This window comes from Pseudoalteromonas sp. P1-26 (assembly GCF_001401795.1).
Taxonomy (GTDB): Bacteria; Pseudomonadota; Gammaproteobacteria; order Enterobacterales; family Alteromonadaceae; genus Pseudoalteromonas.
This window is the reverse complement of the sequence record NZ_LKDX01000002.1, coordinates 236,291-255,297: the sequence shown is the minus strand read 5'-3', so window position 1 is coordinate 255,297 and position 19,007 is coordinate 236,291. Positions and strand designations below refer to the sequence as shown.

The 19,007-nt window shown below is 40.9% G+C and carries 17 protein-coding genes and 1 pseudogene; 11 read left to right on the top strand and 7 right to left on the bottom strand.

Annotated features, from left to right (window positions below):
- The first annotated feature begins 1 nt into the window (after position 1).
- From AN394_RS02560 to AN394_RS02535, 6 genes and pseudogenes are all read left to right on the top strand, one after another.
- The gene (locus tag AN394_RS02560; RefSeq protein ID WP_054562139.1) at positions 2-442 is read left to right on the top strand and encodes a DUF4381 domain-containing protein; all 441 of its coding nucleotides are present in this window, start codon (positions 2-4) and stop codon (positions 440-442) included.
- The gene (locus tag AN394_RS02555; RefSeq protein WP_054562140.1) at positions 435-1,421 is read left to right on the top strand and encodes a VWA domain-containing protein; all 987 of its coding nucleotides are present in this window, start codon (positions 435-437) and stop codon (positions 1,419-1,421) included. Before AN394_RS02560 ends, AN394_RS02555 begins: the two co-directional genes overlap by 8 nt.
- 1 nt (position 1,422) lies before the next feature.
- Positions 1,423-3,297 carry a VWA domain-containing protein gene (locus AN394_RS02550; protein ID WP_055020718.1) on the top strand — a complete coding sequence of 625 codons (1,875 nt, stop codon included), beginning with the start codon at positions 1,423-1,425 and terminating at the stop codon, positions 3,295-3,297.
- Positions 3,291-4,940 (top strand): BatD family protein, encoded by a 1,650-nt coding sequence (locus AN394_RS02545; protein WP_055020717.1) that lies wholly within the window; start codon positions 3,291-3,293, stop codon positions 4,938-4,940. The genes AN394_RS02550 and AN394_RS02545 overlap by 7 nt, the downstream gene beginning before the upstream one ends.
- A gap of 66 nt (positions 4,941-5,006) precedes the next feature.
- Positions 5,007-5,555 (top strand): annotated as a pseudogene (locus AN394_RS02540) (sigma-70 family RNA polymerase sigma factor); the annotation flags it as partial.
- Positions 5,555-6,304, top strand: coding sequence for a DUF3379 family protein (locus AN394_RS02535; RefSeq protein WP_054562144.1), 750 nt, complete (start codon positions 5,555-5,557; stop codon positions 6,302-6,304). The pseudogene AN394_RS02540 and the gene AN394_RS02535, both read left to right, overlap by 1 nt.
- A gap of 75 nt (positions 6,305-6,379) precedes the next feature.
- Here the strand turns inward: AN394_RS02535 and AN394_RS02530 are convergent, their stop codons facing one another.
- The 4 genes from AN394_RS02530 to AN394_RS02515 form a co-directional block, all read right to left on the bottom strand.
- Positions 6,380-7,570 carry an amino acid aminotransferase gene (locus tag AN394_RS02530; protein WP_054553227.1) on the bottom strand — a complete coding sequence of 397 codons (1,191 nt, stop codon included), beginning with the start codon at positions 7,568-7,570 and terminating at the stop codon, positions 6,380-6,382.
- Between the two features lie 73 nt (positions 7,571-7,643).
- Entirely contained in the window at positions 7,644-8,303 is a 660-nt protein-coding gene (locus tag AN394_RS02525; protein ID WP_054562146.1) for a GAF domain-containing protein, read from the bottom strand.
- 45 nt (positions 8,304-8,348) lie between these two features.
- A complete protein-coding gene (locus AN394_RS02520) occupies positions 8,349-10,019 on the bottom strand; it encodes a fused response regulator/phosphatase (RefSeq protein WP_055020715.1) in 1,671 nt (556 codons plus the stop codon).
- Complete coding sequence (locus AN394_RS02515) at positions 10,019-10,324, bottom strand: STAS domain-containing protein (RefSeq protein WP_054562148.1); 306 nt, start codon at positions 10,322-10,324, stop codon at positions 10,019-10,021. The genes AN394_RS02520 and AN394_RS02515 overlap by 1 nt, the downstream gene beginning before the upstream one ends.
- A 133-nt stretch (positions 10,325-10,457) precedes the next feature.
- Here AN394_RS02515 and AN394_RS02510 point away from each other — a divergent pair, with 133 nt between their 5' ends.
- Positions 10,458-10,787, top strand: coding sequence for a translation initiation factor (locus AN394_RS02510; RefSeq protein WP_055020714.1), 330 nt, complete (start codon positions 10,458-10,460; stop codon positions 10,785-10,787).
- A gap of 30 nt (positions 10,788-10,817) precedes the next feature.
- Here the strand turns inward: AN394_RS02510 and AN394_RS02505 are convergent, their stop codons facing one another.
- The gene (locus AN394_RS02505) at positions 10,818-13,817 is read right to left on the bottom strand and encodes an EAL domain-containing protein (protein ID WP_152968911.1); all 3,000 of its coding nucleotides are present in this window, start codon (positions 13,815-13,817) and stop codon (positions 10,818-10,820) included.
- Between the two features lie 334 nt (positions 13,818-14,151).
- Between AN394_RS02505 and AN394_RS02500 the strand changes: the two genes are divergently transcribed.
- From AN394_RS02500 to AN394_RS02490, 3 genes are all read left to right on the top strand, one after another.
- Entirely contained in the window at positions 14,152-15,303 is a 1,152-nt protein-coding gene (locus AN394_RS02500; RefSeq protein ID WP_054562150.1) for a chorismate mutase, read from the top strand.
- A gap of 129 nt (positions 15,304-15,432) precedes the next feature.
- Positions 15,433-15,951, top strand: coding sequence for a disulfide bond formation protein DsbB (gene dsbB, locus AN394_RS02495; protein WP_054562151.1), 519 nt, complete (start codon positions 15,433-15,435; stop codon positions 15,949-15,951).
- The gene (locus AN394_RS02490) at positions 15,951-16,253 is read left to right on the top strand and encodes a DUF6170 family protein (RefSeq protein WP_055020713.1); all 303 of its coding nucleotides are present in this window, start codon (positions 15,951-15,953) and stop codon (positions 16,251-16,253) included. The genes dsbB and AN394_RS02490 overlap by 1 nt, the downstream gene beginning before the upstream one ends.
- A 28-nt stretch (positions 16,254-16,281) precedes the next feature.
- Here AN394_RS02490 and AN394_RS02485 read toward each other — a convergent pair whose 3' ends face one another.
- Positions 16,282-16,575: a helix-hairpin-helix domain-containing protein gene (locus tag AN394_RS02485; protein WP_055020712.1), complete on the bottom strand. Its 294-nt coding sequence runs from the start codon at positions 16,573-16,575 to the stop codon at positions 16,282-16,284.
- Between the two features lie 246 nt (positions 16,576-16,821).
- Here AN394_RS02485 and AN394_RS02480 point away from each other — a divergent pair, with 246 nt between their 5' ends.
- Entirely contained in the window at positions 16,822-17,124 is a 303-nt protein-coding gene (locus tag AN394_RS02480) for a YebG family protein (protein ID WP_054553324.1), read from the top strand.
- A 62-nt stretch (positions 17,125-17,186) separates the two neighbouring features.
- Here the strand turns inward: AN394_RS02480 and putP are convergent, their stop codons facing one another.
- Positions 17,187-18,698, bottom strand: coding sequence for a sodium/proline symporter PutP (putP, locus tag AN394_RS02475; protein WP_054562154.1), 1,512 nt, complete (start codon positions 18,696-18,698; stop codon positions 17,187-17,189).
- Positions 18,699-19,007 lie beyond the last annotated feature (309 nt).

The window sequence follows — 19,007 nt, the reverse complement described above, 5'->3', positions numbered from 1 at the left end:
AATGCAAAAAAATCCGCTAGATGGCTTACATGATGTCATTGCACCGACCGAGGTTGCATGGTGGCCACTTGCTCCAATTTGGTGGCTAATTATCGCCTTAGTTGGTTCGTTAATAATTTTCGGCTTAGTGCTTTTATATAAAAACCAGCAGTTTAAAAAAGCCAAAAAACAAGCCATTAAATTAAGTAAAACCCTTAGTGATGATGACGCGCAAGAGCTACACATTATTTTAAAACGCTTAACTCGTCATTATTACAGCAGTCAGCTTGCTTCTCAGCCTTTGGCTAAGTGGTCAGAAAGTTTATCTAAACTCAGTGGCGACAACTTTAGTTACGACGAGTTGATGCCGCTTTATCAACAACAAAGTAATAATGCTGAGCTCGGGGCTAAATTACGCAGTGCTATTAGCAACTTTAAACTCAAGGAGCCAATTAATGTTTGAGTTTAGTTGGCCATGGTGTTTTGTGCTTTTACCCCTACCTTGGTTATTAAGCCGCTTTATGCCGTTAAAGCAACAAGGGCAGTTACGTTTACGTATTCCTGGCTTTGCTAAGCTTGGCTTAAATAATCAAGCAGTACAGCAACACAGCCGAAAAGTTTCATTGCTTGAATGGGCTGTTTGGATCTCTTTAGTTGTCGCTATTGCAAATCCAACTTGGCTTGATGAACCTATCACACTGCCTAATGAAGGCCGCGATATTATGCTGGCGGTGGATTTATCTGGCTCGATGACAGAGCAAGATATGGCCTACCAGAATCAGTATGTTGATAGGCTTACCATGGTAAAAGCCGTACTCAGTGACTTTATTGAACAGCGTCAAGGTGACCGCCTTGGTCTTATCTTATTTGGTGATACCGCATTTTTACAAACGCCTCTTACTCGTGATGTTAAAACCGTGAGCCAAATGCTCAGCGAAGCGCAAATTGGTCTAGTAGGTAGAGCAACAGCCATTGGTGATGCATTAGGTTTATCTGTAAAGCGTTTTGCTAATAAAGATGAAAGTAACCGTATCGTTGTACTATTAACCGATGGTCAAAACACCGCCGGTAACCTTGATCCAGAAGATGCCCTGCTGTTAGCCCGCGAAGAAGGCATTAAGGTATATACCATAGGTGTTGGCTCTGATAACCCGCGTGGTTTCAGCCTATTTAATATGGGGGGGATGAGTGGCGGTAACTTAGATGAAAGCCTACTCAAGCGTATTGCCGAGCAAACCGGCGGCTTATACTTTAGAGCAAAAGATGTGGCTGGCTTACAGCAAATTTATCAAGAGCTCGATAAGCTTGAGCCAATTAGTAGCGATGAACAAACGTTCCGCCCACAAATTTCATTGTTTTATATTCCACTGCTTGTGGCGCTAGGCTTAATAAGCTTAGCAATGCTCGTGAGTTTTATTCGCCAATTTAAGCAGGAGAGCTAGTATGGATTTTGAATTTATTCGCCCTGCCCTACTTTGGTTATTAATCCCCGCGCTGATTATTTTTAGTGTGCTGTTGGTACGCAACAAAAAAAGCGCCCCCGCTGATTTAATTGCCCCCCATTTGGCACAATTTGTAATGAGCGATAACCATAAAAAACAAAGCCAACCGCTTTGGTTAGTTGCGGTGTTTATCCTGTTAGCCATCGTTTTTTCAGCAGGTCCAAGCTTTGAGAAAAAACAAGTTCCCGTGTTTCAAGCAAAGAATGCGCGGGTCATTGTGATGGATATGTCGTACTCCATGTTCAGTACCGACATCGCACCAAGCCGATTAGTGCAGGCTCGCTTTAAAGCACTTGATATGATTGAGCTTTTCAAAGAAGGTGATACGGCATTAGTGGCTTATGCAGGCTCTGCATTTACCATTTCGCCGCTAACCAATGACGCTAGCACTTTGGCTAACCTTATCCCAAGCCTAAGCCCTGATATCATGCCGAGCAAAGGTTCAAATGTTATTGAAGGCCTAGAAAAAGCCGACGACTTACTTAAACAAGCTGGCTATTTAGATGGTGATATTATTTTAGTCACAGATGGAGTTGATAGCCTAGATCAAGAAGATATTAGCCGCTTTACCGCTCAGTCTAATTATCGTTTAAATGTCTACGGAGTTGGCACAGAGCAAGGTGCGCCGATTAAGCTACCTGAAGGAGGCTTTTTAAAAGACATTCAAGGACAGATTGTGATTCCAACACTTAATGTCAGCCGCTTAAGTTCGCTTGCACGCAACAGCGGTGGCAAATTTGCACTGTATCAAACTAGTAATCAAGATATTCAAACATTTGCCCCAACCGCCAATGCTGAAGTACTCAAAGATGAGAAGCAAAGCCAAGCGTTATGGCGTGTTGATGCAGGTATTTACGGCCTGATTATTTTATTGCCGTTAGCGCTCTTTTTAATTCGCCGTAGTAGCCTAGTAGTTGGCTTTTTGTTTGTTATGTTCCTACCTCAGCAACAGGTTTACGCCGCCGAATTACCTGAGGTGTTTAAAAACCAAGACCAACGTGCTCTTGATGCCTATCAGCAAAATCAATTTGAACAAGCCGCCCAAGCTGAAAACACACAACTTAAAGGCGCAGCTCTTTATCAGCAAGGTAATTACCAAGCGGCCATGGATGCGTTTAGTGAAGATAAATCCGCAACGGGTTTGTACAACTACGGTAATGCCCTTGCTAAGGCAGGTGAGCTAGAACAAGCCATAGAAGCATATAAGCAAGCCCAACAGCTTAAAAATGACTTCACTGAGGCAAAAGAAAACCAAGCCCTCGTAGAACAGTTATTGCAGCAGCAAGAGCAACAGCAGCAACAAGATCAACAGCAAAACAATGATCAACAAAACTCTGATGGCCAGCAAGATAACCAGCAAAAGCAACAGGGTGAAAATTCACAGCAAGGCGAAAACTCTGAGCAGAGTGAGCAGCAAGATGGCCAACAACCTTCAGACCAAGGTGAGCAATCAGATCAAAAAGGTGAACAAAGCGAGTCTGAAAGTGACCAGCAAAACAAACCTGAAATGCAATCTGAAAAAGACACGTCGTCACAATCAGGAGAACAACAGCCAGAGCAAGCTCCCGAGCAACAAGAGGCCCAGCCACAGCCATCGCAAAACGACGAACAAGCTAAACAGCAAGCAGAGCAACAAGCCATGCAGGCACAAGCGGCTGAACTGACTAATGAAGAGAAAGAGAAAGCCCAGCAACTTAACCAGCTGCTGCGCAAAGTTCCCGATGATCCTGCGATCTTATTAAGAAATAAAATGCAATTAGAAGCACAAAAACGAAACTATCAACGTCGTCCACGAGGAGCCGAAAAATCATGGTAATGCGATTATTATGTTGTTTATTGCTAATCGCGGCAGCGCCGCTTTGGGCTGCCACCCAGCTACAGGCAAGTGTTGATAAAAACCCTGTCCTTGCCGGTGAGTTTTTTGTTTTAACCATCTCAGCAGACGACTCTATTAACAGCGAACAACCAGACACTTCGGTGCTATTAAAAGACTTTGTTGTTGGGCCGACCAGTGTTAGCTCGCGCACTAATATTATTAATGGTGAAATCAGTAAGCAAACTAACTGGTCTGTAAAGCTGATGACCCGCAAACAAGGCACTTATACCATCCCTGCATTTACTGTAGCTGGTGTCAGTTCAAAACCCATTGAGCTAACGGTAGCTAAGCGCAGTCAAACCTCAGAGCAAAATAAAGAAGCCTTCATTAAAACAAGCATCAAGCCAACTAGCTTATACGTGCAAGAAGCCGGTGTTTATACAGTTAAATTGTATTTAGACAACAACAAAGAATTGCTTGATGGCAACTTAACTACGCCAGAAATGGAAAACGCTGAGCTAACCCCAATTAACAAGCAATCTGAAGACTATGAGTTAATTAATGGCAAACGCTATTTAGTTATCACCCGTGAGTACTTAGTGCAGCCACAAAAAAGTGGCGTAAATACTATTACGGCACCTGTGTTCAACGGCCGTATTCGTCAAAACTATCGCCAAATGGCTGTGTCAGCGATGGGCGAAGATGTTGATGTTGAAATCAAGCCAATTCCAGATAACTACACAGGTGCATGGCTACCAAGTGAACTGGTTAACCTTGATGAGCAATGGCAACCAAAAGACGACACCGTTGAAGTTGGCACGCCAATCACTCGAACTATCACCTTAACCGCATTGGGGGTTACTAAAGAGCAACTTCCTGATATCGATATGCCGCAGGTGCAAGGTTTTAGAAGTTACCCTGATGAAAAAGAGAGTAACCACCTGGTACGTGATGGCCGCGTTATTTCACAGCAAACTGCTTCTTATGCTTTATTACCGCAAACACCGGGCACTTACACATTGCCTGAAATCAAGCTGCCTTGGTTTAATACTAAAATCAATCGTATTAGCTATGCGACCATACCTTCACGCACACTAACCGTTGTGCCAAGTACAAATCCACTCACACCAACAGCTCCAGCTATCGCAGAGCCGCAAACCGCAAGCTCTAATGAGCTGAGTGATACGCCAACTAATGTAGAAACCGTTACGCAAGTTACGACCCCTGTGTGGCTTATTATCGTGGCAATTGTCGGCTATGGACTTTGGTTAATCACCTTAGTGCTTTACATTAAAAAGCGCCCTCAACAGTCGACAGCTGAGCCATTACCTACCAGTGGTTCATCAGTATCGTTAAATGAGCTTAAGCAGTTTGCAAAGCAAAACAATAGCTCAGGGTTTTATAACGCATTGAACCTTTATGCAAAACAGCAAACAGGTAAAAATGCAGCCGCCATCGAGTGTTTACTAGCATCACTGAAAAACACACAACTTAATGATGAAATTGCTAAATTACGCACTAAACTTTATAGTTCAGCAGATGAACAGGTTGATTTAAGCTTAATCGTCAGTTTGCTAAGCCAAGCAACAAAGCACACTAAATCGACAAGTAATGATACTGAATTAAAAAATCTTTACGATTAACTATTAGAAAATAAACGGCTAATCTTGAATTAGCCGTTTTTTTAAGAAAAAAATAATAATCTCAGAAAGTTTTTTTCTGATAGGCAGGTCTTAGTTACTATGACAGAAAAACAAAAGCGATATGAAGCGCTGGTTCATGTCTACCACAGTGAGCTTTTTCGCTTTGCGTATTGGTTGTGTCGTGATCAGAACATTGCTGAAGACTTAGTGCAGGAAACCTTCCTGAGGGCTTGGCGTGCCTTGGATTCACTGCAAGATCAACAAGCAGTCAAACCTTGGCTGTTAACTATTTTGCGCCGCGAGAACGCACGCCGCTTTGAACGTAAACAATTTGATTACGCCGATGTTGAAAACGACACCCTTGTAGATGAACAAAGTACAACCCTTGATGCTGAAATGGAACAAACAGTGATTCAACGACAAATAGGAAAGTTATCACAAGAGTATCGAGAGCCATTGCTATTACAAGTAGTAATGGGTTGCTCTGGCGATGAAATTGCCCAGATCCTCGATTTAAATAAAAATACTGTCATGACACGACTTTTCCGTGCCAGAAACCAGCTTAAAGAGGCTTTAAGCAGTGATGATGATCAACTTAGAGGAGCATCAAATTAATGGATGAACTCGAGTTTCGCCGCCGCATCCTCGCCGAGCCAAGCACTATTGATAAGGAACTTGAAGCGTTTGCCGAGCAGGACACAGATAAACAGGCGTTTATTGATGATGTGCGCGCTTTAGATGATGAACTAAGTAATGCGCTTAACATCCCCGTGCCTGAAAATTTAGCAAAGCGAATTATTGATAATACCTATGCCGCAGAAAAAGCGCCTTCAGAGCAGCCGCTAGACACCATTATTGAGGCTAAGTCGCGCTTTGCCTTTAATCGCTTGTATTTAGCCGCTGCAGCGTCGTTTTTAGTAGCAATTAGTGTGTTCTTTGTCACTAACAAACAACATACGTTATACAGCGTGGGTGAGCATGCCTTTGCGCACCTATACCATGAGATAGGCTCGCTAGATAAACATGAAGCGATAGACCTTGCCTATGTGAACGAAAAGTTTGCCACCATTGGCGGACATTTAGATGAGCTACCAGGTAAAGTAACCTATTTAATGTTTTGTGACTTTCAAGGCAAAAAAGGTCTGCACTTGGTATTTGAGTCTGATTTTGGCCCGATGACGGTATTCATTGTGCCTTCTGACGAGCAACCATTTGGCACTGGCTCTGACGATTTCAATGATGAGCGTTTCGCTGGCCACATCAACCGTGGTGAGCGAGCGGATACTATCTTAATAGCGAGTATTGGCGCTCCACTTGATAGCTACAACAGTATGATCAATGACGCCATTCGCTGGCTGCATTAATACCTACTCGTAGTAACACATATTACAGGCATAAAAAAACCGCACACTGCGGTTTTTTTATCGCTATAAAGCAGGTTACTTACAAACGTCTGCTACTGCATTTGCAAAGTAATCAATGTTTGCATCACTGATACCAGCAACGTTTACACGGCTAGAACCCACAATGTAGATAGAGTACTCTTTTTGTAAGCGCTCGATTTGCTCTTTATTAATACCTAGGAATGAGAACATACCATTTTGACGGTCAATAAATGAGAAGTCTTGCTCAATGCCTTTCGCAGCTAAGCTTTCTTTGATTAAAGTACGCAAACCATTAATGCGATTACGCATTTCATCAAGCTCGTCGTGCCACATTTGCGTCAGCTCAGTGCTACCTAAAATCGTGCTAACAATATCAGCACCATGTGCAGGAGGCATTGAATAGATGCTACGTACAACGCTTAATAATACAGAGTTTGAGATATCAGCAGTCGCTGCATCTTTAGCGATGATTGAACATGCACCGATACGCTCGCGGTATAGACCGAAGTTTTTCGAGCAAGAAGAACAGATGATTAGCTCATCTACCGCTGCTGCTAATTTACGAAGACCCGCTGCGTCTTCTTCAAGGCTTGAACCAAAACCTTGGTAAGCAATATCAACCAGTGGCGTGAAACCAACTTCAACAGCAAGATCAGCAACGGTACTCCATTGCTCAGCATTTAAATCCATACCGCTTGGGTTGTGACAACATGCGTGGAATAACACAACATCACCTTTAGGCACTTGCTTAAGGGTATTAATCATGTCATCAAATAAAAGGTCTTTATTTTCGTAATCGTAGTAAGGGTATTCTTTTACTGTTAAACCCGCCGCTTCAAATAAGCTGATGTGGTTTGCCCACGTTGGCGTAGTTACCCATACAGTCGCATCTTTGTTGCAACGTTTGATGAATTCAGCTGCAACACGTAATGCACCTGTACCACCTGGTGCTTGTGCAGTGCGAACACGGTTAGCTAAAAGTGCTGGATGCTCACCCAGTAATAAGTTTTCCATTTTTTGACAGTAATCTAGGTTACCTGCCAAGCCAATATACGATTTACTGGTTTCGTTTTCTAAACGAAACGCTTCCGCTTTTTTAACCGCTTTTAATACAGGCGTATTGCCCTGCTCATCCTTATAAACACCTACACCCAAATCGATTTTCTTTGGGTTTGTATCTTGTTTAAAGGCCGCCATTAGGCCAAGAATAGGATCTGTTGGTAATGGTTTTAATTCTGAGAACATTGACTATCTCTTTTTATAGGGGTTAGCGTTGCCACTAGCTTAACATAAAAACCCAGCCTGATTACTAGTTAAATTAGACCAAGAGTTGAGGAATTTTAATACAACAAGCCACAAGTAATGCAAGGGTTTGCTGATCAAAGAAATCATTATTAAATGCTTCTGCATCTATAATACCTAAGCATTCATTTTTGTCTGATAATAATGGTAAACAAGTCTCAGCTTTCACCTTCGGGTCGCAAGTATAATACTCACCACCTTGTGCAAGGTAATCGGCTACGTTATTGATCACACGCCCTTGCTTAGAAAGTGCAACTTGAACATTGTTACTACCTTTAGCAAATGCTTCTGTTAGCGGGAATAATGGACGGCTCGGTGCACCATGATAAACCAGCTTTAATAACTGAGAACCTTCATTAGTCTCTGTCGCTTGATAAATACCAAACCAATCAACGTGAGTTTGGGCAACAACAAAATCGATAATTTGTTGAAGCTTAGCCAGTTTTTCAGTATTGGTAGCATCATCGGCAACATAATCATTTAATTTGAATGGTTCATCTTGTAAGTAGCCAAACAAGCTACACGCACCACCCTCGCCTAGCTCAGGAATTTGATACTCCCAACGCACTGCTGGTAAAGCTGACTCTGCAAGATAATGTTCAAGGTTTGATAATTGCTCAGCAACCAAATTTTCTGGTAATTTAAGCTGAGCTGTCGATAAGTAGTTAGAAATCATTTAGCCATCCAAACATCTATAATGCCAGAATGATAACATGCGATTTTAGTGTGAGCTAGTACTGCTTGCTGTTAATTGATAATAAATTTCGACTTGGTTGCCTGCACTATTGAAGGTCACTTTTGAAGCTACTTCCCCAAGCAAGCACAAGCCTCTACCATGCTCTCTTGCAAGGCTTTGTTGATTTGCCTGTTCTTTACTAAAACCATTTCCTGAGTCGCAAACAGTAAAATATAAAGCAAGTTCTTCTGGGCAATAACGAATATCAATAATGATTAAGGCATCGGTTAAATTTGCGAGGGCCTCTTCACGTTGTTGATAATAAATTAAAAAGCCATCTTCCTGATTTTTGACCTCTGAGTCGAGACCTAACACCCCATGATCTAAAGCGTTGTTATACGCTTCTGAGAGTATCAAAAAGATATTAGCGCGATGTGCATTTAACCCCGCTACTTTGCTTATTACATCAACAACTTCCAGCACCGGATCGGTACTTTTGATTTGCTTTGAGTTCAAGCTCAATGAAAAATTAAAAGGTAATGCGGATAGCGGCTCTGATTTTTGCTCAGGCTCGCGCATTGGTAAGCAATTTAATAATACGAGGCTCAAGTCGTCTTGTTGTTTACTACCACGGGCAAATTTATTGACTCGTTCAAGTACTTGCTCAGTAGAAATAGCAGGTTTTGAGGCTAGCACTTTTTTAAAGCGATGCTCACCAAAGTACTCGTCATGTGGACTAGTCGTTTCAATGATACCATCGGTTGCCATGACAATACGGCATGTGTCTTCTACTTCAATGTGAATAAGTGCACGCTCGAATTCATCTTCTTCTAAAATACCCAGTGCCATGTGTTGAGATTCAAGGGTACGAATAACTTCACCGCTTTGATTGATGATATAGGTATCGGGTAAGCCCCCTAGCCATGCCGAGATACTTTTTCCGGTACTGCTAAGCTCTATGATGGTTGCAGCACAAAACATGTGGCCTGGTAATAACTTACCTAATACTGAATTGATTTCTGCGGCAATATCACTCACAGACATGCCCTTACTCACCATGGTATAAAATACTCTTGAAGCAGGGAGAGCTCCGACTGCAGCGGCTAAACCATGACCAGTAAAATCACCAAGCATGCAATATAAGCTACCTAATGGGCTTTGTGCGACCAAAAACATATCGCCATTAAACATAGCCGCAGGCGATAAATGAAAATCTAAATGCTTTGGAAAAGATTGCTGGTTCTCAAGAGCATTATTAAAAATATGTTCGACAATTTCATGTTCACGCTCAACTTGATTTTGATGATATTCAAGTTGTAGATTTTGCTCTCTTGCCTTTTGGCTTAAATTACGGATCCGGCTATGCGCTTTAATTTTCGCGTTAAGAATCACTTCTTGAAACGGCTTATGTAAAAAGTCATCGCCGCCAACCGCTAAGCAACGCTCAAAACTCGCTTCGTCTTCTAAAGAGGTAATAAAAATAATCGGCAAATAGACTTGGCTAAAGCGCTCTTTGATAATAGCAGCGGTTTCAAAGCCGTCCATCACAGGCATAATGACATCGAGTAACACAATATCAATGGTGTGTTCTTCGAGCAGGTTTAAAGCAACAAGACCGTTTTCAGCGCTATAAACACGGTAGCCCTGCTGCTCTAACATCACGGTTAATAAGCGACGATTTAAGGCAAGATCGTCTACAACCAGAATATTAAGCATCAATCAATATCGAACTTTTTATCAAAACGTGATATTTGCAGGATTTTTTTCAGTTGCGGTTGGCAGTTACTAATTTGAATTGTTTCAACTTTGCCTGTTAGGTTTTTTTTCATGTTCAGCAACATACCTAACGCTGAGCTGTCCATGTAATCTGTTTCTCTGAGATCTATAACCACTTTATCGATATTGTCGTTGAGATCGGCGTACGCCTGACGAAAAGATTGCACCAAATTAAAATCAAATTTTCCTTTGATTTGTACGGTTAATATAGCGCCATCAGCAGAAGTGCTGCGCGTTAAACTCATAATAAACTCCTAATAAACAAATCTTTCCTGATACTTAACTAAATATAACCGCTTAAAACAAATAAGCCAAAAATTAAAACACTTAGGATGAAATTTGTTATCATTTAGCCAAGCTTTTATAACGAGATCTACCATGAGCGAAAATAATCTAGTTTATTCAACTGCTACGGGTCGCATTGAGCAACCTAAAGAAAGTAAACCAAGCCAAGGTAAAATTTTTAAAGACGGCTTTTTACGCATTGAACGTCAAACCAAAGGACGCAAAGGTAAGGGCGTGATGTTAGTTGTTGGTATCGACAGCGAGCAGCATGACTTAAAAAAATTAGCCAAAACCATTAAAAGTAAAATGGGCCAAGGCGGTGCAGTAAAAGACGGTATCATCGAAGTACAAGGTGATGACAGAGATAAGCTAAAAGCGATTCTCGAAGGACTAAAATTTAAAGTTAAAATTGCAGGGGGCTAATCACCCCCCTTATTTTTTGATTTCTGTATTTTATGAATTCAATGAGTTGAGCTGTTCATAAAGTGTTGGCAACTCTTCTTCTGGGATAGGCTTACTATAGTAGTAACCTTGCACAATATAACAGTTGTTGTTTTGTAAAAACTCAATCTGTTCAATGGTTTCCACCCCTTCAGCAACAACATTAAGCTTCAACTTTTGCGCCATTGCAATGATCGCAGCGGTTATTTCCATATCATTACTATCTTGTGGAATATCTTTCACAAACGAGCGATCAACCTTCAAAATATCGACAGGGAAACGTTTAAGGTAACTCAGTGAAGAGTAGCCTGTACCAAAGTCATCGATTGAAATTGACACGCCCAAAGCTTTTAGCTGATGCAGTTGTAGAATAGCGGCTTCAACATGCCCCATCAGCATACTTTCTGTTAGCTCAAGGTGTAAGCGTTTAGGCTCAACTCCTGTTTGTTTGATGATCTTATCCAGTGTCGACACTAAATTCGCATCTTTAAACTGACGTGCCGATAAATTAATTGAAATATTATTCTTTAAATCTTGGCTAGCTAAACGCGCTGCAAATTCACACGCCTCTTGCAGTATCCACGCACCTAACTCAACAATTAAGCCCGTTGCCTCAGCAATAGGAATAAACTTGGTCGGTGGGATCATCCCTTCTCTAGGGTGGAACCAGCGAATAAGTGCTTCGTAGCCAACCACTTGGTTATTTCTACAATCAACTTGTGGTTGATAATAAACTCTAAACTGCCCTTCGCGAATACCAGTACGAAGCTCATTTTCAATAAATAAGCGTTCGTTTGCTGCCGCATTAAGCTCTTGGCTATAGAAGTGGAAAGTATTACGCCCTTTCGCTTTTGCTTCATACATCGCAAGGTCGGCATGTTTAAGTAACTGATCTTCTTCTTGGCTATCAAATGGTGCCATTGTGATACCAATACTGGCACTGATGATCACTTCATTGTTACCTAATTTGATTGGCTCATTAAGCGTGCGCTGAATCGTATTGGCCACTTCCATGGCATGTGTTTGGTGCTCAATACCACTTAATAATACCGCGAATTCATCACCACCTAAACGCGCTATTGTATCTTCCGTACGCAAACGCTTTTTCAAACGGTTAGCCACTTCTACTAATAACTGATCCCCAGCATCATGCCCTAGTGTATCGTTGATACGTTTAAATTCATCTAAGTCAAAATAGAATAAGGCAAATGCATAATGACCACGTTCAGCCAGTGCCATTGATTTACGCAGCTGCATTCTGAAGAAAGTACGGTTAGCAAGCCCCGTTAAGGTATCAAAGTAAGCCAATTGCTCCATCTTACGCTGGCTTTCTTTTACAAACGAAATATCTTGAGCTGATGCCACGTAACTGGTGATCTCACCACCATCTTCACGAATTGGTGAAATACTTAACGAAACCCAAACTGATTGGCGTTCATTCCCTTGTAATAAGGTATCCCCGCGCCAATAATTACGGCTACGCAAATCGATATCAATATCATCGACTAAAATCGCCATTTCTTGTGAAATGATATTCAGCAGCGGCGAGCCAATAAAGTGACGCTCCTCAAAACCGGTCATTTCAACCATTTTCGGATTCACGTATTTGATCTCAAAGTCTTGATTGGTGATCACCACACCGGTACCAGAGAAAGCCACAGCTTTAGATAAACGATTCGCCGCTTTTTCAGCTATTTCTTTTTCACTAATGCGCTGGTTTAAGCCATCGATCAACTTACGAATTTCAATAGCCATGTCTCTAAACGAGCCATTTAGCGTGCCAATTTCATCTTTATTAGCCTTTGGAAACTCAGTTTGTAATTGTCCTTTGCCAAAACTAACTACCGCATTAACCAACGAATGAATGCGACGCAGTACTAATTGATAAAGTGCTTGATGCAATAACAAAGCAACTAAAATAGCGTACAAGATAAACAAGCCAAAGAATTTTACTTTTAACTCTTCAAGCGCAGAAAGTGCAGACGAGCGCTTTTTATAAATTCCAATATACCAGTTTAGGTTCTCGACTTTACGAATATTGATAATATGTGTTTCACCATCTTGTACGAATGAATTTGCCGACTCAGGTAACTTTAAACGAATGGTTTCAGACACTAGTTTTTGCAGATCAGGGTTTACAAAATCTTCGGTGAGTAATTTTTTACCTTCACGACCATATTGCTCAAGCGTGGTTTTATCTAAATCAGGGTGAGCTAACAGCTGACCTTTTGCATCAAACACTAACAGATGCTGCTCACGGTCACCGATAGGCAACTGTGCCAATAAGGTTTCAAGCGCGATATCACTGCCCGTGACACCAAAAAAATCGTTATCAAGGTAGATTGGCACAAGCACACTCACCACCCACTTATGCCATATAGTGTCGTAATACACTTTTGACCACACCGCTTCACGACTGGGGTTAGTTGCTGCCTGAGCGTAATTGAAGGTTTCGCCTTTAGTAAAATCAAAACTACCAGGTACATTGAGTGCCCAGTTAGGTGGTGCGATACGAATAAAGTTGTCTTTGGTGACAAGGTAAAAATTAAAGAAATCTTGAATTAAGGTCGGTGAAACGATTTTCCATAGCGATTCAGAATCGTTTATAAGCTGTTTATAAAATTCAGAATATTTATCTTGAGGGAGAAACGCAGCCGATAAACCATCTTCTGAGGTACTACGGATACTGCCATCGAGGGCAAATTTGAGTTCTGCGCTGCGTTTACTTTGTAAATGCGATTCGTTGTGAAGGAGCTGGCTGCTTACGACGTTATTCGCCTGCTCAGCAATATTGATTTTGGTTTTGATCAAGCGGTTAAATTGACGACTCAAGCGTTCACTAGAGTGCTTTAAAAGTTCGTGCTCTTCAAACACAAGCTGTTTTTCTTCAGATTTAAGCATCAAAGCCGCAGCACATATACCTGCAATCAAACAAATCGCAGAGATCAGCAGCGACAATTTCATACTTAATGAATTCACACCAAAACGTGATGGCGGTCGTCGATACACCACAGGACTACCTTATTAATAATTGTTATTATTTATTGTGCAAAAACAAATATACCAGATTCATTTTTATATTTATAAATTTTTTATAAATATAAATGAATTTTCTGAGTAAACACCGATGTTTTCTAAATTAGCTGCGATAGGCAGTTGACTTTACATACAAGTGTTTTTACATTAGTTCAATGAAACAAATTATCTCTCGCACTTATTTTTCGTTTTTTAGCTTCTTTAGATAGAGGAGGCTTAACTGTTTGCGAGATAAATTCACCGAATAGCTAAAGCCTCCCACTTGGGAGGCTTTTTTGTTTGTGCACTGTTTTGGAATGAGGAAACCAACATGAGCATTGATACATTAAATGCGTTACGACACGATATTAATGAAATAGATTCCGACTTATTGGTGTTACTGGCTAAAAGACGCCGTATTAGCCACAGCGTAGTTGAATATAAAATTGCCAATAACAAACCAATTCGCGATGAAGCCCGCGAACAAGCATTACTCGAAAAGCTTATTAATTATGGTAAGTCGCTAGGTCTAGATGCGTACTACATCAATAATGTGTTCCAAACTATTCTTGAAGATTCTGTTTTGAATCAACAAGCAATGCTACAAAAGAATCTAAACCCTGAAGCAATGAGCGAAAGTCATCGTGTTGCTTACTTAGGTGGTCAAGGCTCTTATAGCCAATTAGCCTGCCATAAATATTTTAGCCGTCGCCCAGGTAAGCTGATTGAGATGGGCTGTTCGAGCTTTGATCAAATCACTGGCAAAGTTGAAAGTGGCCAAGCTGATTTCGGCTTACTGCCAATTGAAAACACCAGCTCAGGTAGTATCAATGAAGTGTTCGATTTATTACAACATGCACAAGTATCAATTGTCGGTGAGGTCACTCACAGCGTTGAGCACTGTTTATTAGCAATGCCAGGTACTGAGCTTTCTCACATTAATAAAATCTTTGCTCACCCACAGCCTTTTGCTCAATGTAGCCGCTTCATTCAGGGTTTAGGTGATATTCAACATGAAACCTGTGACTCAACCTTCCATGCATTACAATCAGCGGTTGAAACTACAAACAGCGCCGCTATCGGCTCAGCACAAGCAGGTAAAAATGTAGGGTTAGAAGTCGTTAAATCAGGCCTTGCAAACCAAAGCGAAAACCATAGCCGCTTCATTGTCGTCGCGCGTAACCCGTTGCAAGTATCTAAGCAAATTCCAACAAAAACCAGTTTGATTATGGCGACCAAACAACAAGCGGGTTCATTGGCTGATGCCTTGATGATTTTTAAACAACATCAAATTAACCTAGTAAAATTGGAATCTCGCCCAGTACCTGGAAACCCATGGGAAGAGGTGTTTTATGTTGACCTTGAAGCAAACCTTGATGACTTACATGTTAAGCAAGCGCTTGAAGAGCTAAAAGAACACACCCAATACACCCGTGTATTAGGCTGCTATCAAAGTGAGTCTTTGCAAGCTGTTAGTGTGTAACAGCCAGCCTAGATATGATTAATAAAAAGGAGCCAGTCGGCTCCTTTTTCGTATAATTTCATCTTAGATACTTGCACCTACTGCCCTGTCTAAGCATAATCTTGAAAACAATTTGAAATTGGAACTTTCATGAATTGGTTAGCAGAATTAGCAACTAAAAGAACACCTTGGTTATTATTAGCCGTTATTTCACTCGCATTTGAAATCACTGCGTTATTTTTTCAATACAACATGGGCCTTGAGCCATGCATCATGTGTATATATCAACGTACTGCTGTTTTAGGCTTACTTGCAGCGGGTGTGATTGGTGCAATTAACCCACAAAATATGGTTGTTCGCTTAGTCGCATTTGCCACTTGGGGTGTCTCTGCAATTTGGGGTTACTTTATTGCCAAAGAACACATTGCAATGCAAAACAATACTGACCCTTTTGCATTTAGCTGTGCATTTGAACCTAACTTCCCAAGTTTTATGCCTTTGCATGAATGGATCCCTAGCTTCTTTGCCGCTACTGGTGATTGCGGAAATATCGATTGGCAGTTTGCTTCTATGAGTATGCCAGCATGGATGGAAGTGATTTTTGCAGCATTTTCAGTGGTATTTGTGGCTGTTTTAGTTAGCCGATTAGTGAGCAAAAAGTCGCTATAATGATTTATTTTTTTACTAGCCAAATCCCTGCTTTAAAAAGCTTTAAAGTAAGGCAACGCCAGCAAATTATTGCCCTTGCTTTGGCTCATTTAAGCCCAAGCAAAAAGATCATTTTATCAGTATGTAAGCTTGCCTTTTTAGCACCATTATTTTTAGGCTTGGCCTACTTTGAAGGCTGGATGCTTATTCCTTGGTTATTGTTAGCGGGCTTAAGTTACCCACTCATCACAACACCTATCGAAAACATGTTCGCATTAGCGCATTTAGACAAAGCTATCAATGAATTTAAACAGGGCGAATAACGCCCTGTTTAGGTGAATAGCCCGCTATTTATAATGTAATTTTCCCCTCAAGTTTAGCAAATAGCTTATCGCCAATTCCTTTTACTTCTTTTAATTGCTCTACCGACTTAAACGGACCTTGCTTTTTACGGTGCTCAACAATCGCTTTGGCTTTTGACTCTCCAATACCCGGTAATTGAGTAAGTTGATCTATGCTAGCTTTGTTTATACTGAGCTTTTGCATTTTAACTTGTGTTGCTCCGGTTGGTTTAACGGCGAATGCCGATGTAGCAGGTAGTAACGCAATGCTTGTGGCAAGTAAAATACTTGATAGTAATTTCATAATTTCCTCCATGATGTCCATCTTGGACAGGTAGTTAGCTATTACCCAACACTCACTCCATCGCTTGTGTTTAACTTTGGGTAACAATTTAAATAAAGCTAATGTCCCTATTATTGTCAAATTTGCTGAATAAAATTTTTCTCAAGTTACTTGCAAAGTAAGCCCCGAAGCATTACTGTATATAAAAACAGTAATCAAAGTGGCGGTATTACGCTGCAAATGCCACGCTTAAATGCAGGAGAAATCATGGCTGTTGTTGTTAAATATGTTGTAGAAAGAAACGGAGTCGAGCGCATGACGTTTACTACTAAGAAAGAAGCTGATGCGTATGACAAAATGCTCGACATTGCTGAGTCATTAGAACTAATGCTTGAAAAAGTTGATGTACCATTAAGCGAGCAACAAATTGAGTCACTGGCGCTTGAAATGGCAAAAGAAAAAGACCAATTTATGGCGGTACTTAAAGGTGCAAAAGACGCCCCAGCTAAGCCTAAAAAAGCAAAGTCAGACGACAACGTTGCTGATATAAAAGAAAAAGCGGCAAGCTAAACGCAAATTTAGATCATAAAAAAGGGCAACAGATGTTGCCCTTTTTTGTGTTTAATCAAAAACTACAGTGACGACTCAACTTCATCAAATAAGTCTGTAATTTCTTTTTTCGGCTCAGCAGTTGTAAGGCTAACAACAACAATAGCAATTGTTGATAAAATAAAGCCTGGGACAATCTCATAAATGATTGCACTTAATGCTTGGCCATCAATTGTAATTGGCGCGTAAATCCAAAATAGTACTGTTGCAGCACCAACAACCATACCACTAATAGCGCCTTGTAAGTTCATGCGCTTCCAGTAAAGGCTCAGTAATACGAGTGGACCAAATGCAGCACCAAAACCTGCCCATGCATTACTCACTAAATCTAAGATAGAGCTATCGCGGTCATAGGCTAAGTAAATAGCAAATAGAGCCACCAAAATAACACTAATACGACCTACTAAAACCAGCTCTTTTTGAGATGCACTACGGTTTAAGTAAATCTTATAAAAATCTTCGGTTAGTGAGCTTGAACAAACTAATAACTGTGATGAAATAGTACTCATAATCGCCGCTAAAATAGCTGCCAATAAGAAGCCAGCAATTAAAGGATGGAAGATAAGCTCAGACAACACTAGGAAAATCGTTTCTTTATCATCAATTGGCATTTGGTTTTCAAGCATATAAGCAGCACCAAATAGACCTGTTAGCACAGCACCAATAGCTGAAAGCGTCATCCACGACATACCCACACGGCGCATAGTCGGCATATCTTTCACAGAGCGCACAGACATAAAACGCACAATAATATGTGGTTGACCAAAATAACCAAGGCCCCATGCCATTGCAGAAATAATCGCTATCGTTGAACCACCTGCAAACCAATCCATCATATTAAGTGCATGAATTTCTGATTCTTTTGGTGAGCTTAATAATAAGTCATAGCGTGCATTTGCAAGTGTATCCATAACTGGCTGATCAAGCATGGTAAACGTTGCAATTGGCACAGCCAGCAACGAGATAAACATGATACAGCCTTGTACAAAGTCAGTCAGGCTCACTGCTAAGAAGCCACCAAACAAGGTATATAACACGACGACACCGGTTGTGATGTACAGACCCATTTCGTAGCTCATATTAAATGAGTTTTCGAACAACTTGCCGCCTGCAACAACACCTGACGAGGTATACAAGGTGAAGAAAACAATGATTACAATCGCAGAGATCACACGCAGAATATTTTTATTATCATCAAAGCGGTTCGCGAAGTAATCTGGAATGGTGATTGAGTCATTCGCCTTTTCTGTGTAAACACGTAAACGAGGCGCGACTAGGAAGTAGTTAGCCCAAGCACCGAGTACTAAACCTATGGCAATCCAAACCTTGCTTAAACCAAACAAATACATTGCACCCGGTAGACCCATTAGCAGCCAACCACTCATGTCTGATGCGCCAGCTGAAAGCGCAGCAACACTTGGTGATAAATTACGACCACCTAGCATATAGCCTGATACATCGTCGGTAGATTGCTTATAAGCATACAGCCCAATCCCCAGCATGACGATGAAGTACATTGCTAACGAAATTATCATTCCTGTTTCCAAATTAGCCTCCAAAAGTTGTTTAATGTTGGCTTTTAATCCGAATAATGACTCGCAAGTTATTTAATTTTAAGACATTATTGGGGTAAAAACCGATATCACCCATGACTATAACATGCTTCCCCCCTTCAACTCCAATCAAGCAGTTCAATGACAGGGTTTACAATTTCAACCTTTTCATAACAAAAATATGATATTTAATCTCAAGTTATAGAATTCAATTGCAATTTATCCTAGTCTTAAGATCAGAATAAAATCAGTATTTATCCTCAAATACTCGCATTTAATTAATGCTATTTC

Excerpts from the sequence above, each read along its gene's own strand:
- AN394_RS02560 (WP_054562139.1), top strand. The coding sequence starts at position 2 with ATGCAAAAAAATCCGCTAGATGGCTTACATGATGTCATTGCACCGACC.
- AN394_RS02555 (WP_054562140.1), top strand. The coding sequence starts at position 435 with ATGTTTGAGTTTAGTTGGCCATGGTGTTTTGTGCTTTTACCCCTACCT.
- AN394_RS02550 (WP_055020718.1), top strand. The coding sequence starts at position 1,423 with ATGGATTTTGAATTTATTCGCCCTGCCCTACTTTGGTTATTAATCCCC.
- AN394_RS02545 (WP_055020717.1), top strand. The coding sequence starts at position 3,291 with ATGGTAATGCGATTATTATGTTGTTTATTGCTAATCGCGGCAGCGCCG.
- AN394_RS02535 (WP_054562144.1), top strand. The coding sequence starts at position 5,555 with ATGGATGAACTCGAGTTTCGCCGCCGCATCCTCGCCGAGCCAAGCACT.
- AN394_RS02530 (WP_054553227.1), bottom strand. The coding sequence starts at position 7,570 with ATGTTCTCAGAATTAAAACCATTACCAACAGATCCTATTCTTGGCCTA.
- AN394_RS02525 (WP_054562146.1), bottom strand. The coding sequence starts at position 8,303 with ATGATTTCTAACTACTTATCGACAGCTCAGCTTAAATTACCAGAAAAT.
- AN394_RS02520 (WP_055020715.1), bottom strand. The coding sequence starts at position 10,019 with ATGCTTAATATTCTGGTTGTAGACGATCTTGCCTTAAATCGTCGCTTA.
- AN394_RS02515 (WP_054562148.1), bottom strand. The coding sequence starts at position 10,324 with ATGAGTTTAACGCGCAGCACTTCTGCTGATGGCGCTATATTAACCGTA.
- AN394_RS02510 (WP_055020714.1), top strand. The coding sequence starts at position 10,458 with ATGAGCGAAAATAATCTAGTTTATTCAACTGCTACGGGTCGCATTGAG.
- AN394_RS02500 (WP_054562150.1), top strand. The coding sequence starts at position 14,152 with ATGAGCATTGATACATTAAATGCGTTACGACACGATATTAATGAAATA.
- dsbB (WP_054562151.1), top strand. The coding sequence starts at position 15,433 with ATGAATTGGTTAGCAGAATTAGCAACTAAAAGAACACCTTGGTTATTA.
- AN394_RS02490 (WP_055020713.1), top strand. The coding sequence starts at position 15,951 with ATGATTTATTTTTTTACTAGCCAAATCCCTGCTTTAAAAAGCTTTAAA.
- AN394_RS02485 (WP_055020712.1), bottom strand. The coding sequence starts at position 16,575 with ATGAAATTACTATCAAGTATTTTACTTGCCACAAGCATTGCGTTACTA.
- AN394_RS02480 (WP_054553324.1), top strand. The coding sequence starts at position 16,822 with ATGGCTGTTGTTGTTAAATATGTTGTAGAAAGAAACGGAGTCGAGCGC.
- putP (WP_054562154.1), bottom strand. The coding sequence starts at position 18,698 with ATGATAATTTCGTTAGCAATGTACTTCATCGTCATGCTGGGGATTGGG.